Here is a 14,814-nt window from a genome sequence, read left to right on the forward strand (position 1 = left end):
TATTCAAATGACTAAAGGCTCTACCAAATGCTTCCTGCAAAACCTGTGATCGCAAAAGGAGCTATCCCGCAAAAGCGGTCGACGAGCTAGCCGCTTGTGTACGAACAAACTACGGACAGCTTTCTCTAAAAATCCTCGTTCGGCACAAGGAAGACAACAACTTTTGAGCTTTACGCCTTTCACTCCTCCGCTACGCTTTTGGCAGTTCAGGGAGACCTGAACCGGGGCTTTAGAATCCCGCCCGTTAGCGGCCGACGTGTGCCGCAAATCACGTCGCTTCACGACCATGCACAATGGCCGGGAGGCGACGGCGTATGTCCAGAGCCTCCGGGCTTAAAGGTCGTCGCGGCTGTCTAACGGCGGTTTCTAAACTCTCCGGCCACCTCGGCGGATTCATAGTGGATCTGCCTTCTTGGTGGCGAGTTTTGAGAATCGCCACCATGACATCCCTCTCTCATTCATTCCGTATAGATCATTTCCTGTCTGCCACATTGACGGCTGTAGCTTTCGCCCTCCTGGCCCTATCTGGTGCCTCACTGAAGGCAGAGCCTCCAGAACTGCTTCCCTTGAAACAGCAATACGAAAAGCTGACTTTTGAACGAGTCCAGACAGCTTACGACGCTGGGCTCAAAACCCTCAATGACCGCTACCTGGAGGCCATTGATCGGACGATGGCTTCCTCAAGATCCAAAGGTGATCTGGAAGCGGTGCTTGCTCTGGGAGGTGAGAAGAGCCTGGTCCTCGATAAAAAGCCTCTCCCTGAGATCGATGGTGACACGAAGCCTGCAGTAGCGACTCTTCGGAAGGTTTATCATGAGCAGCTGAAGACCCTGGAGCAACAGCGTGACACCAATCTGAAGACCATCCTCACTCCATATCTGGAGAGGCTAAAGGCACTGGAAACCTCACTGACAAAAGCCGATCGAGTAGATCAAGCCAAAGAGGTCATGGTCTATCGATCTGGCCTTGCTTCCGCTGATGTTGCTGTGGTTCCTCAAACGATCAACGGTGGAGAGGTCATTAACAGCCTGGGCATGAAGTTTATCCCGGTCAAAGGCACTACGGTTCACTTCTGCATTCATGAAACACGCCGCCAGGACTACGCTGCCTTTGCTGCTGATGTGTCAGACGTGAATGCAGCCTGGAAGACCTTCTCAGTGGAAAGGACCGCCGCCGGCCATGAAGACGATCATCCGGTTGTCCATGTAAGCTGGGAAGATGCGGTCAGGTTCTGCGAATGGCTCAGCAAGAAAGAGGGCAAAAAATACCGCCTTCCGACCGACAAAGAATGGAGCTACGCCGTGGGCTGTGGAAACTCAGAGAAGTGGACCAAGAGCGCCACACCCGAGAGCCTCAACAACAAGGTGGCGGAATATCCCTGGGGAAAGAAATACCTACCAGCTTCCGCGGTCCGATTTGGCAACGTCGGCGATCGATCCTACATCTCCAAGTATCCCAACAATCCATTCCTGGAAACCTACGACGACGGGTTTGTGTCTACGGCCCCAGTCATGAAGTTCGATCCCAATGAGAACGGGCTATATGACATGTGCGGCAACGTCTGGGAATGGGTGGCCGACTACTGGAACGAATCCAAAGCTGAGCACGTTCTGAGAGGTGGTGGATGGACAAGCAGTAGTAGCACTTCACTGATGAGCAGCCACCGCATTAAAATGGGTGAGGAAGCAGTTCAATACTATCGTTCGTATGGGTTCAGGGTGGTGTTAGAGGGACCTTGACTCCTCGTCTCCTAGCAAGCTCTAAACCTGAGTAAACTCGTCCACACGGACTTGCGCGCCCCAAGTCCGTGCGCGAGTCTCGGATCATGTCACAGACCGGTTTTTCACCACGTGAGTTCCTAAAGAAGAGGAAGCCTGAGAAGTTCTCTGACTCAGTCTCGCAGAATGCTCCCATATTGGATAGATCGTTACTTGAGTACCATCTCGAGACACTGACATCACGCAGCCAGGAAAATGACTTTGAAAGTTTTTCCAGGCGACTGGCGGAACAGGAGATTTGCCCAAATCTTCTTCCACATACAGGTCCAAGTGGCGGGGGAGATAGCAAGGTAGATGCCGAGACTTATCCTGTGGCTGATAGCTTGACGTTGAAATGGTTTGTGGGGACAGGCCGAGCGGCTGCGCAAGAGCGGTGGGCTTTCGCATTCAGTGCAAAGAAGGATTGGCGTCCCAAAGTCTACAGTGACGTTGCTAAAGTAGTCGCTACCAACAGGGGCTATAAGAAGGTTTTCTTCGTGACAAATCAGTTTGTGCCCGACCGTGTTCGTGCGGAAGTTGAGGACGCTTTACGTACCACACACAACATTGATGTCCGCCTCCTCGACCGAACGTGGATTTTGGATCGAGTGTTCGACAACAAGAGGGAGTTGCTTGCCATCACCGAGCTAAAAATCAGAACGGAGCTACGCGTTCAACGAAGGATTGGCCCTCTGGATATTCAGAAAGAGAATGAACTGAAAGGAGTCGAGGAGCAAATCGAACAATCCGTTGGGCAGTTGAAAATGACACCTGCCCTCGTTGATGATTGCTTGCGAGCTGTTGAGCTCGCGCGTGAACTCGAACTTCCACGGACCGATATTGAAGGTCGCTTGGTAAGGTTGAAACGAGTGGCGAATGAATGCGGTACAGGACACCAGCAATTTAAGGCGGAATATGCATGGGCCTGGACAGCATTTTGGTGGTTTGAAGACTACGCTACATTTCTGACTCACTATGCCGAAGTCGAAAAGCATTCACGTGGAACGACCAATGTTTATGAAGCCGAATTGCACTTCAACCTTTGGTGCAATTTGCAGATGTCTGCGCGGTGTGGAAAACTTGCTGTCAGTGAAGATGATTTAGCTACCTATACACGAAATTTGACGGATCTTTTATGCCGACTGGCTCAAGAGGACGAGAAGCCGAGCAGCGCTCTGCAGGCAGAGACATTGATATTGTTAATGAATTCGACCTTGGCTGCGCGAGATCTTGAAGACGGTTGGTTTCAGAAGGCAACCGATGTCATCGATAGATCTGCCGGTTTAGTGGGCTTTCCATTCGAGCCTCTGGTTCAAATTCTGACCGAACTCGGCAAACTTGTGGGTGACCATCCTGCATACGATGCTTTGCACGACAAACTTATTGAGATGGTTGCCTCAAGGAAAGGCAATGCTGTGGCGGCAGGACTACTTGTGCAGCGGGCCGCGCAAGCCCTCGACGAAGGACAGCCATATCGGGCCATTCAATCGTCAGGTAAGGCTCTGATGCGCTTGTATATGCATGAAACTCGCCGCGAATTGATTGAAGCGCTATACATCTGCGGGAATGCCTATGCCGAGGTCGGATTGACATGGGCTGCACGAGGAACAGTACTCACCGCCGCGTCACTGGCAGTGAATGAGTTTTGGACGTACGATGAAGTAACCTCAGGTCAAGCGATGTGCTTTAGTCGGCTTCAATGGCTTGAGCTTCGACTCGGAAGACTACCTTGTTGTCTGATTTGGCATCAGACGACCCACGCAATTGAATCAGCGCTTCAACAAAAAGGAGCGAACAGGCCGGAAGCATTGGAACGGCTGATGTGGTTCGATGGGTGTCTTGCAATCCTTCTTCTCAAAGCCGACTTATGGCAACTAAACAAGCTGTCGCGGCTGCCAGATGTTCTTAATGCTCTTGAGTTGCCTATATGTGGAGCATCACTGCGGTTTGCGCTGGGACATGAGTGCTCCTTGCCCAAAGAGCTGGAAATTCCGGACAATGAGATCGCCGACTTTTTTCGAAAACTGCGCAACCAGCCTGCAGCTGAAGAGATGCCGGACTTACCTTTACTGGGTAACCAGCAAAAGGTCACCTGGGAGTCCCGCATTCTGGGCTGTCGCATAACCGTCAATGCAGAGAACCGTTCGCCTTGCGTTGAACTTGCCGAGTCATTGCTCGCAGCGTTAGAAGCATTCCTAGCAACTGGAATTGAACACCGGCTTTTTTCCATGGAGCCGCGTCTCGTTATCAATATCCGTCGATCGGATTTTACAGCCTTCCCATTCAGATTTGAATATCTGCAGTCCAGAACACCGCCGACTGTTGATGTCATCACAGGAGAATTTCATCCACACAAGTTGGCCCGCCCGCTGCAGCATGAGCTTCAGGTCAAGATCAAAGAGTTCCTTGTAGGAGTCATCGTGAGATTTTTCCTCGTAGAGTTTTCCGAAGAACGCATGAAGAGATTGATTGGAGATGAGCAGGCGTTAGATCGAGCCGTGAGCTTTACCAGCAGCTTTGTCAGCTTGGGAAACGTCTTGGGGTATTCCCCAAAGACTACGCTGGACTCGTGGCTTGAGGACGGACATACGGAATATCCATTAAAGCGACATGAAGCATGGAATTCAGCGGAGCCTGAGTTGCCTGCTGCAACTAAGCCATCCGAAGTTCCGCAACCTTCTCAAAAGCAGGGAGAGTTTTGGCAGACAAACACAGCTCACACAGAGATGGAAACCGTCTCTTTGATTCGCATGGCACTGTGGAATAAAGCAAACTGGGGGGGAGTGGCATATAGTTGGGACGAAACGCGTAAATCGCCTCCCTACCTCGCCTTGGCTTTCGGCGATTCTACCGCAGGTCGGGAAATATTTTCTCACTGGCGGAAAGAGGTTGGGAAGATAGACAAGCAGAAGCGCTTGCGACTGGCGATCATTAAGGGAATCGACAAGAGTAACCCGCACGCATATCGGGTTATGGTCAGCGCCAATCCAAAAGCGGGCCCATCTTCCAGTGGGGTCCCTAAATTACTGTTCATGGCGAGTCGCTCTTGCACTATGAAGCCATTGTCAGATGGAAACCTGCGAACCTTTGCAGAGCACTACAAAGCTTTAGGGTACTTCGCATTCATGCCGGCACAATCACATGGCACAGCATCCCCACCAGAGCTCTTTAGTGATGGAGCGATTCTATTGAGCGAAATACATATTCGAGATGCATGGGAGATCGGACCGCATGACATTGAAGCGTCCGCACTAAACGAAGAAGATGACCCCATTGTCCCTGAAGGAATTAATGATCCTCCCGTATTGCAGAGTCTGAAACGACTGCGGGAGCTCCTGGCAGGTCAGAAGTGACATAGCAGAGCTTCTGCCTCCATCACTCGGCAGAACTCGAGAGAGATTATTGGCTCAGGTGGCCCCCTGGATGGGGTGCCCCCCCTCCCCTCTTGAGTACGTCATTGCGGGTATAACAAGATGAGAAGGAGTTCACCTCCACACCTCATCAACCTATACCCCACCTCAATGAAAAAGGCAGTCGTCATCCTTTACATCATCGTCGCCTCCCAAGCAGTCTGCACCGTCATCGGCTTCGCCGTCTCCTACAAGGTTCTGCAGCTCTCGCTGTTTGAAGCCGGTAAGAGCATGGGCGAAGCTATGATCAAGATCTGCGATCAGCGTTACGTCCAGAAGTAGTCCAGGAACCATCCACCCCAGATACCATGGCACGTCCACGCCACTATTCTCCGCAGCTCAGTCGGTTGCTTGTGTCCGTCCTCTACCATGAAGCTAAGCATCGGAAGATCCCTATGACCAAACTCACGGATCAGCTGCTGCTCAAGGCTCTTCGTGGTTCAACTGGATGGGCTAAGGCCACCACACCGAGACTAGCGGACGATACCGACACCTCAGTTCCTGTGCTGTCCAAAGCAGCATAGGTTCATCAACGAACACATACCTACAACCTCACGCAAGCCAGGCCATCACCGGCCTGGCTTTTTCGTGCCCACATCCCACCAGCCCATCAAACATCATGGCCATCCAACTTAGCGCCAACTACAGCAAGAAGCTCGGTCTCCCTCAATACAGCAGCCACAGCTTCTCGGCTTCCATCCAAGTCGAACTCACGGACATCACCCAGGCAGAGGCAGAGATTCAAAAGCTCTACCAACTCCTGCAGATGTCCGTTGACCATGAGATCCAAAACTCCGGTTTCGTGCCGGAGGCTCATGGATCTAACGGTCATAATCAGCAGCAGAACGTCCGCAACTATCAGCCTCACAGCAATAGCCAGCGCCGTCCTCAGCCAGGTAACAATGGTCAACGTCCTCAAGCCAGGCCGACTGGAGATACCTGGAACTGCACGCCTGGTCAAAAGGGCTTCATCCAGCGTATCGTCCACGAGAACAACATGCAGATCCAGGATGCTGAGGGCCTGTCCCAGCAGCTCTATGGCATCGGCGTAAAGGACCTCGACAAGATGCAGGCTTCCCAGCTGATCGAGGAACTCCTCACCAAAGCAGGCAAGCCTCCGCGTCAGCATCAGTGGCAGCAACGTCAAAACCGCACCCAACAACAAGCAGCATGAACACGATCGCTGTGGCTCCAAAACCTATTGAGCTCAGCGAGAAGGACATCATCACCGGCTTGCAGAACACAGTCTCGGCTTCACGGCTGTCCCTGTTTCTGCAATGCCGGCTGAAGTTCTACTTCCGCTATGTGCTCAAGCTCAAGAAACCCAAGACAGCTTCCCTTCACCTCGGCAATTCGGTTCACGCCGCATTGAAGGCTTGGAGCAAGGCAAGATGGCTTGGGAAACCGCTCTCGCTCAAAGAACTCCATGATGAGTATTCTAAAGCCTGGGCGGACACCTCTGAAGGACTCGTCAAATGGGAAGCTGGCGAGGAAGAAGAGGAAAAGACTACAGGCTGGCGGCTCTGTGACACTTACATCCGTCAGAGTGGCCCATTCGCCACGATCAAGCCTGACGCCGTGGAAGTGTCCGTTGAAGCCGATCTGTCAGAGCACGGTCTTCCCAGACTCATCGGTATTCTCGACCTCGTTCAAGAGGGCAGGATCATCGACTTCAAAACCAGCTCCTCAACGCCGAACGCAACCACCGTCGAACACCTGCACGAACTCCAAGTAAGCAGCTACGCCGTCCTTTACCGTCACAACACTGGCAAGAAGGAAACCGGCATCGAGCTGCATCACCTGGTCAAGAACAAGAGCCCAAAGCTCTGCATCACCAGCATGCCTCCCATGACTGAACACCAACAACACCGGCTGTTTCATCTCATGGACACCTACTACGAGGAGCTGGGACATGCCGAATTCTACCCATCGCCCAGCTTCGGATGCATGGGCTGTGAGTTCTTCGCTGAATGCAGACGGTGGCAATAAACCCTCAACCCCATCCACTCCTATGAAACATCTCATCCTCATCATCTGCCTGCTTTGCTGGACACACTCAGCAAACGCATTCTGGCCCTTCACCAAAGGCCCGGATCCATTGGTTCAAGCCAACGAGAAGATCACGGCCTTGGAACACATCATCGCGGCACAAGCCCTCACCCTGAACCGCTGGCAAATCGCCGCCGGTTCCCTGGCTGTCGGCTGTCTCCTCGCCCTCATCATCGGTGCCGCTCTTGGCTCCATCACCCGCAAACATCACCATGAATCATCACGACGACTGGGACGAACCAGCCCACCCACACGACTCAACGGCCGCAAACCCAACGTCATTGGCGAAGCGGATGAAGAAAACGTTCATTCAACACTGGCAGCCTAAACCGTTGCCCGTGCCTGCGGTGGACATTGACCTTCCACATCTCACAGCAGTCGAAAGGTCTGCTGAAGTGTGCAGGTTCATCCTCAGCAAGATCGAGTTCGCTTTGTCTCCCTTGGGAAACCTGAGGGAGTTCTTCAAGCTCAACATCCGGCTTGCTGTGGCCATCGCTATTCCCGTGCTCATGGTGGCTCCGCTTGTCACCATGGCCATCACGCAGTTTAAGGCCTGGATCACTATACTCACAGAGACGTTCAGCAGCTTCGTGCTGTTCCCGCTCTCCGTGGTGCTGAGCATCCTTCTGGTCAGCGGCATGGTTTACATCGGTCGCAGCATCCTGGAGATGCGCATGAGGGCACAACGACGTGACCCATACGGTTACTGATTCCCAAACAACAAAACCCGAGAGCCGGATCATCCCAAGTGGTGGTCCGGCTCTTTTCATTTACACGACACATGCAAGAGACCATCACCCTTTATTTCCGCGAGGGTCCATCTGACAAGGTCTATCAAGCCAGCATCCAACCCAAGGATCAAGGCTTCATGGTTCACTTTGCCTATGGACGCCGCGGATCTACCCTGAACACCGGCATCAAGACACAGGCTCCCGTCGAATATCAGATCGCCAAGGAGATCTACGACAAGCTCATCAACGAGAAAATGGCCAAGGGCTATCGCCCTGGCGCTGACGCTGGAAACATCCTGGCTCCCAGTGCACCCAAGAAGCACACAGGAATTCAGTGCCAGTTGCTCAATGCCATCTCTGACGTCCTGCTTGAGCAGTTCCTGTCTCATCCAGATTACTGGATGCAGGAGAAGCTCGATGGTCGCAGGCTCCTCATCAGGAAGCAGGGCGACATTATCACGGGCATCAACCGCCTGGGCTTCCCTGCCGCTGTCCCTGAAGCCATTGTTCGAAGCGCATTAAACTATCCTCGTGACTTCATCATGGACGGTGAAGCTATGGGCGACCAATTCCATGTCTTCGACCTCCTCGCCATCGGTCCTGAAGACATGCGACAGCTCCATTATTCAGTGCGCTATCTGAGGCTCAGAGACACATTGGATGCCTTCGATCATCCTCACGTCCATCTGGTGCAGTCATACTCAGCATCAGATTGTGCCGCCTTGTTCATCCAGCTCAAATCTGAAGGTAAAGAAGGAGTCGTCTTCAAACACCAAGAAGCGCCTTACATTCCGGGCAGACCTAACGTCGGAGGCACTCAGCTCAAATACAAGTTCTACGAGACAGCCTCCTTCATCGTGGCCGGTCTCAATGACAAGCGCAGTGTCTCCCTGATGCTGCTGGAGCACAATGAGAGTTGTCCCGCAGGCAATGTGACCATCCCGCCCAATCACGACATCCCCAATCCCGGTGATGTCGTTGAGTGCCGGTATCTCTACGCCTTCAGGGAATCAGGCTCAATCTATCAGCCTGTCTTCCTCGGCCTGCGTGACGACATCCAGCGCAACGAGTGCAGCACCGCCCAACTCAAATACGAGCCTGACCCTGTGTAACGATCTACACAAGCCACTTCTGCTAAAAAGCCTCTGCATCCACCAACGGATCAGAGGCTTTTGGCATTTACCCCAAACCCGCTATGAACCCCATCCCACTACCCATCGCGGAACTCAAGTCCGCCCTCCAGGGAATAGGCAAGGTGATCAATTCAAGATCCCCTCTGCCCATCCTCCACCATATCAAAGTCGAACGCACCACAGACGGCTGGATTGCCCTAACCGGGACCGATCTTGACTGCTTTGTGACCATGCGTCTCGAGCATCCTGCCCAAGGCCCTCCGTGCGCTGTCCTGGTTCCCTACGACCAGCTTCAGCAGCTCACGAAGAACTGTGGCAAAGATGAACGACTCCTCATCGACATCACAGATCAAGGTCCGGTCATCAAGTTCGCCCTGGCCAACAACCTCGGTGAAACAAAGGTCCAACTGCTCCCTGTCGATGACTTCCCGCAGACTCCTCGTCTCAAGTCGGATCCCATCACACTGTCTCCAGTGCTTCGGAAGAGCCTTCATGAAGCGATGGACTGTGCGAGTTCGGATCCAACTCGACACGTCATCAACGGCACCTTCATCGATGCCAGCAATGCCAAGGCCAACTACATCGTGGGAACCGACGGCAAGCACCTCTACAGTGCAAATTCGTTCACGCTGCCTGTGAAGAACTCCATTATCATCCCGAATCACAAGTTCCTCGGGTGGAGGGAGTTTAATTCAGATGGTGAGTGGCAGATGAAGGCCGATGACATTGCTCTGCAGATTGCCAGCCGACGTTGGAGGTTCATCAGCAGACAGATCCAGGGTAACTATCCCAACTGGCGTGCTGTCATTCCACCCACCGAAGGCGACAAGACTCACATCACGTTTGAACCAACCAAACTCGAAGCGCTGATCAAACTCATCCCACGTATCCCCTGCCACAATCCCGACAAAGACCAAACCATCGGTCTTGAATGGAAGCAGGGACAGTTCGTGCTGCTGGGTAAAGACCATGACAATGACTCCTGGACGAAGGTGCCCATTGCTGACGTCAAAGGAGAAGGCCCAGACATCACCATCTTCCTCAGCCGGCGCTTTCTGATCAAAGCGCTGAGCTATGGACTGAACACTGTCAGTCTCTCTGACTATATCGCTCCGCTCCGATTCCACACCCAGGGTCGTCAGATGATCGTCATGCCACTGCGTCCGGAAGGCAATGACACATCCCAGCCTGCCCCACCACCACCGATCAACAGGCTGCCTCCAGCGCAGTCTGTTCGTCCACAACCTCAACCCACACCCAAACCCATGATCCAGAACCCCACCTCTGACGGACCTGCATCCAACGGTCCCAAGTCCACCCTCGAAGAATGCATCGACCTGAGCCTGGCCATCCGCAACAAGTTCAACGAAGGCTTCAACATGCTGCGTGACCTTGGCCTGAAACTGAAGCTCGCTAATCGTGAGCAGAAGACAGCCGCCAGGGAAATGCAGTCCATCCGAGCCACACTTCGCTCTGTCCAAGGACTGAAGCTTTAAACCGCAACACCCCAGCCCCAAAGAGCCAGACGTGCCTTCACCGGTGTGTCTGGCTCTTGTCGTTTTATGAAGCGGATCTCATCCATCGTCTTCGACCGACATGAGCGGCTGAAACGAGCAACCGTCATCACACCGCTAGGCACAGTCAGAGTCGAGTGGAAGGACATCGCCGGAGATCCTTACTGGATCAGTTCAGGCGATACCGCTGCCCGACAACTCGCAGTGCCAGTCATTCAAAGAATCGAGCGCATGGTTCAAACAACCTGACGCTCCAAACCCTACCTATCTCAGAAAACATTATGATCGCTGATACATCCTCCCCCGCCCCCGTTCTTGTTCAACGCCGTACCCCGAACCTCATCCTTCACTGCGGAGCTACCCATGTGGACCTCAAAGACATCCGCAAGGTTCCCACACCCAAACCCACTGAGACTTGGTGCCCTATCCCGCATCACGACCTCATCTCCACCGTTCAACAAACCCTCAAAACCACACGTCTTCGCATCGGCACCCAAGCCCACAGCCTCACGCACGATGGTATGAGGTATTTTGGCCTGATGGAAGTTCACGCCCAGAAAGCCAGTGACGACTATTGCTGGGTCCTCGGTCTGCGTAACAGCCATGACAAACAGTTCCCCGCAGGTATCGTTGCCGGTGCCAGTGTGTTCGTTTGCGATAATCTCTCCTTCAGTGGCGAGATCAAGTTCGCACGCAAACACACCAGGTTCATCGTTCGTGACCTGCCCCAACTCGTCAGTCGTTCCGTGGGTCTCCTCCTGGCAAAATGGCATGATCAGGACAAGCGGATCTCGGCCTACAAAGAAGCCGAGATCACTGACACTGACGCCCATGACCTGATCATTCGTGCTACCGACGTCAACGTGTGCTCTAACCGTCTGATCCCTGAAGTTCTCCATGAGTGGCGTGAGCCCAGACATGACGCATTTGAGGGAAGGAACGTCTGGAGTCTGTTTAACGCGTTCACAGAGAGTCTCAAGACCGGCAACCTCGCTGAGCTACCCAAGCGCACAGAAGCCCTTCACGGCCTTCTGGACACTCACGTTGGATTGTCAGCGTGAAAAGCGAAGCTCTTCTTCTTTGAAGGGGAGCTTTTCTTTAGCTGGGCGCAGAGGCGACCGAAGCGAAGCTAGCCACCAATTTTGTGTCATCTTCTCAAGGCCTCCCCCTTGACAGGGCATTTGTCCGAGGAAAGGGATAGGAACATATAGTCTCGACTGTCAGATTAGACCATCTTCCAACCTGAACAAGTTTTCAGCAATCTGGATGCGGAGTGTGTTTTCGGGAACTGTCCGCAGCCGAGCCAGGCTTCTCAGGGCAGGTTGCACATCTCCAGGCTCCGTTGGTTTCCCGTCCATGCCTTGAGTAAACGGGCCATCCGTTTCAGTAAGAATGCGATCAGTTGGTAGGCCCGCCGCAAGCCGAGCTCCATTTGGCGAATCCAACATGGAGCTGTTTACAGAAAAGTAACATCCGGCTTTAACCGCCCGCTCGGCTTCAGCCTTGGAACCGCTAAACCAGTGCATCACAAACCTGAGGTCCGCGTGAGAATAGTACTGCTCAATGGTGTCGAGTATCTGCCGTGAGGTTCTAACACTATGAAGTGACACAACTTTGGGACCGCTCCTTGCGGCCGCTTTAAGCACACGTTGAAAGACTCTCTTCTGGGCCTCCAGCGTCCGGAAGTGGCGCGGTCCTGCGTCGAGGCCCACTTCGCCAATAAAGTGCGTGTGGTCTACCAGCTTCTCGAACAACTCTATATCCGCTTCTCTTTCGGCCGCAAGCTGCGGATGGATTCCTAGACCGATGCGGATACCAGAGCAGCCCTTTACGACATCGCAGTTTCTCTGCCAAGCAACTGGTGTCGTTGTAACCGCGAAAACCTCAATATTCTGAGCGGCGCAACGCTGTGCAACCCGCTCATGATCTTTGTAGAGATCGAGATGCACATGATAGTCCACAAGCGGACTCATGAGGGCCGCGTCTTTGCTGTTTTCAAGAGCACTGCGACCTCCGCCATGCCACGCTCGAATACGCTCACCAGCTCTTTGAACTCATTTTCAACATCGCTTAGTGGACCAGGAATTCGTACCGCTACAGTCGAATATTTGGGGGAAGCTTTCAATTTGGCGAAAGCGAGCTGAAAAGACCGAACATGCTCACCTACTGCCTGGGTCGAATTGAGCACGCCGGATAACTTTCTTGCATACTTTGTATCGTCCCGCTCGAATGCGGCCTTTACCGCAGCCCGACGAATGAGGCAGGGCACACAGTGCCCGCAGTGCATCCTTGACTCCCCAATCTGCCTGTACTTGCTCGGAGAAGAACATGACATCGTGTCCTTAACCGTTTCTCGGATAAATTCTTTGTCTTGGGACTGCTGAATCATCTCGCCTTTTGTTTGGTGACGGTACGGATTCTCAAGCTTGGCCTTAATACCAAGAACTTGAAGCAAATCGTTGAACCGCGCCATGTAAAATGGATGTGTCGTTCGAGTGCTTAGCGCACCTACCCGTAGCCAATCAAGAGGCACGTTTAGGGCAATAAGTCCATTCTCCGGCACAAAAATCTTTGTGGGGTTCCCGAAGGAACTCGCAGCCAAGGCGGCCAAACTAAAGAACAGGAATGATCTGGACCGCTCTGTATTCTCAGACGGATACTTCCCACTCTTTCCAAACACCTTCAGAAGTGAAGAGTCAAAGCCGATGTTTGCGCGGAAGAATTCCATTGAATCCTCCCCATACTTTCCCTGGAGGTGCTCGATACACTGAACCTGCTCCTTACTCGTGTGTGGAAGGTAGTGACTCACAAAGAGCGGTTGCATACCCTTTTTCACGAGATCAATCGCGCCGATATAGCTATCCAGTCCACCTGAAAACAAGCTCACACATTGGAAAACGCGAAGCTCACCCTGCACCGGCTTTAGAACCGGTTCCAGTTCCTTCGTGCGGCGGCGAAATGTAAAGTGCCAGATGTCGCCAGTGAGAAAGCGCAGGGCTCCCGCGAGCAGTTCTCTCGCACTTTCCCAGGCTGCAAGATTCGCAATCGGTAGATTTATTTCAATCTCGCGGGTCCATCCGTCTTGAGCTTCCGTCTTTCTAGGGATGCGAGAATCTGCCGCAAAGATCATCGATGCGAGCAGCAGCAGGTCCAGGGCGTTCACCTCAGGCCGCAGGCCGAGCCTTCCAAGTCTGTCCAATGCATGTCCCAATCCGTAGTCCAACTCACCGAGGAGGTCGAGGAAGTTCACTTCTGACACAACGGCATCTCGCCAGACAGGCTTCACCGCTGATCCATCCCTTGTTCCGAGTCGGCAGATGAGTGTGTGTCGGTTCATGATTCACCCCCTACTGATTCTATAAATCCCCACGCACGCTCATAGATTGACTCCATGACATTGAAAATCTGGGGATCCGTTAATGTTGTAAACCCTCCAGCATTGTCACCAAAGGCGTTACGAACGCATCCTTCAATGACACTGCTTAGCTCTGTCTGAATGTTCAGGGCTTGCTGAGCGTTCGCCGGCATCTCAATACCCTTTTCGCCAATGTCCGAGAAGACTTTTAACTCAATGCTGTGGCTCACGAAGTCGACAAGGAGCTCCTGCCACTGGTCCACCGTGAGCTGCTCGATTGGGGGAAGTTCCTGTTCCGACCATTGCGCCACGGTCTCTGCAAATGCTTGCCGAGCGATGCCTTCATCAACGGGCCCTCCTGCTGGGCAAAAGGCGTCGACAAGCCGGTGCATGATCTCATTCGCAGGCTTTCCCACCAAGTCACCGCACTTTATCCGCTCAAGTGCCTCTCGCGGTCCCATCTGCTGAACATCTCGAATAAACCCACCCACTCTTGCCGCCGCCTTGCGTGAGGAGCCCATGCGGCGTGCTGCGGTTCGCGCCCCGCCACTTCCGCTACGCACATAGGCGCTCAGGGCTCTGCCAAGTTTTGCATGGTTCCTGCCCCCTGACTTCGCAAATTCAGTAAAGTTCGACCGAGCCGTTTGATACCTTTTTGGCGGTGGCTCTTGAACAACCTCCTTCTTCTTCTCAGGGTCTTTCGTGTCGTCCTCTTTCTTCTGAGGCTTTTCAGGCTTCTCGTCCTTATCCGGGGGGGCGGGCGGCGTGGCCGGTTCGCCTGGGAGGCCTCCAATATCCCCTACCCATGAGGGAAGAAGTGGGCTTCTACTTGGCGTGCCGCCGTATTTGTTGGAAGTGCCCATCG

Annotated in this window: 13 protein-coding genes; 10 read left to right on the top strand and 3 right to left on the bottom strand. The window is 53.3% G+C overall.

Annotated elements, in window-relative coordinates; translation table 11 throughout:
- The first annotated feature begins 440 nt into the window (after positions 1 to 440).
- The 10 genes from BGE01nite_RS11865 (at position 441) to BGE01nite_RS11910 (ending at position 11,655) form a co-directional block, all read left to right on the top strand.
- Complete coding sequence (locus tag BGE01nite_RS11865) at positions 441 to 1,739, top strand: formylglycine-generating enzyme family protein (RefSeq protein ID WP_218032969.1); 1,299 nt, start codon at positions 441 to 443, stop codon at positions 1,737 to 1,739.
- Between the two features lie 86 nt (positions 1,740 to 1,825).
- Positions 1,826 to 5,110, top strand: coding sequence for a hypothetical protein (locus tag BGE01nite_RS11870; protein ID WP_146850678.1), 3,285 nt, complete (start codon positions 1,826 to 1,828; stop codon positions 5,108 to 5,110).
- Positions 5,111 to 5,278: 168 nt separating this feature from the next.
- Positions 5,279 to 5,449: a hypothetical protein gene (locus tag BGE01nite_RS28970; RefSeq protein ID WP_170266742.1), complete on the top strand. Its 171-nt coding sequence runs from the start codon at positions 5,279 to 5,281 to the stop codon at positions 5,447 to 5,449.
- Between the two features lie 337 nt (positions 5,450 to 5,786).
- On the top strand, positions 5,787 to 6,341 hold the full coding sequence (locus BGE01nite_RS11880; protein ID WP_146850680.1) for a hypothetical protein: 555 nt from the start codon (positions 5,787 to 5,789) through the stop codon (positions 6,339 to 6,341).
- Positions 6,338 to 7,156, top strand: coding sequence for a RecB family exonuclease (locus BGE01nite_RS11885; protein ID WP_146850681.1), 819 nt, complete (start codon positions 6,338 to 6,340; stop codon positions 7,154 to 7,156). Before BGE01nite_RS11880 ends, BGE01nite_RS11885 begins: the two co-directional genes overlap by 4 nt.
- Positions 7,157 to 7,178: 22 nt before the next feature.
- Positions 7,179 to 7,544: a hypothetical protein gene (locus BGE01nite_RS11890; protein WP_146850682.1), complete on the top strand. Its 366-nt coding sequence runs from the start codon at positions 7,179 to 7,181 to the stop codon at positions 7,542 to 7,544.
- Positions 7,510 to 7,926 (top strand): hypothetical protein, encoded by a 417-nt coding sequence (locus BGE01nite_RS11895; protein ID WP_146850683.1) that lies wholly within the window; start codon positions 7,510 to 7,512, stop codon positions 7,924 to 7,926. The genes BGE01nite_RS11890 and BGE01nite_RS11895 overlap by 35 nt, the downstream gene beginning before the upstream one ends.
- A gap of 71 nt (positions 7,927 to 7,997) precedes the next feature.
- The gene (locus BGE01nite_RS11900; RefSeq protein WP_146850684.1) at positions 7,998 to 9,059 is read left to right on the top strand and encodes an ATP-dependent DNA ligase; all 1,062 of its coding nucleotides are present in this window, start codon (positions 7,998 to 8,000) and stop codon (positions 9,057 to 9,059) included.
- An 83-nt stretch (positions 9,060 to 9,142) separates the two neighbouring features.
- The gene (locus BGE01nite_RS11905) at positions 9,143 to 10,576 is read left to right on the top strand and encodes a DNA polymerase III subunit beta (protein ID WP_146850685.1); all 1,434 of its coding nucleotides are present in this window, start codon (positions 9,143 to 9,145) and stop codon (positions 10,574 to 10,576) included.
- A gap of 299 nt (positions 10,577 to 10,875) precedes the next feature.
- A complete protein-coding gene (locus BGE01nite_RS11910) occupies positions 10,876 to 11,655 on the top strand; it encodes a DUF932 domain-containing protein (RefSeq protein WP_146850686.1) in 780 nt (259 codons plus the stop codon).
- A 159-nt stretch (positions 11,656 to 11,814) separates the two neighbouring features.
- Here BGE01nite_RS11910 and qatD read toward each other — a convergent pair whose 3' ends face one another.
- From qatD to qatB, 3 genes are read right to left on the bottom strand one after another with little or no spacing between them, the layout of a single operon-like run.
- A complete protein-coding gene (gene qatD / locus BGE01nite_RS11915; protein ID WP_146850687.1) occupies positions 11,815 to 12,567 on the bottom strand; it encodes a Qat anti-phage system TatD family nuclease QatD in 753 nt (250 codons plus the stop codon).
- The gene (qatC, locus tag BGE01nite_RS11920) at positions 12,564 to 13,931 is read right to left on the bottom strand and encodes a Qat anti-phage system QueC-like protein QatC (protein WP_146850688.1); all 1,368 of its coding nucleotides are present in this window, start codon (positions 13,929 to 13,931) and stop codon (positions 12,564 to 12,566) included. Before qatC ends, qatD begins: the two co-directional genes overlap by 4 nt.
- Positions 13,928 to 14,812 carry a Qat anti-phage system associated protein QatB gene (gene qatB, locus BGE01nite_RS11925; protein WP_146850689.1) on the bottom strand — a complete coding sequence of 295 codons (885 nt, stop codon included), beginning with the start codon at positions 14,810 to 14,812 and terminating at the stop codon, positions 13,928 to 13,930. The genes qatC and qatB overlap by 4 nt, the downstream gene beginning before the upstream one ends.
- Between the last annotated feature and the right edge of the window lie 2 nt (positions 14,813 to 14,814).

Origin of the sequence: Prosthecobacter gellanilyticus, from assembly GCF_007992435.1 — a bacterium.
GTDB classification, from domain to species: Bacteria; Verrucomicrobiota; Verrucomicrobiia; order Verrucomicrobiales; family Verrucomicrobiaceae; genus Prosthecobacter; species Prosthecobacter gellanilyticus.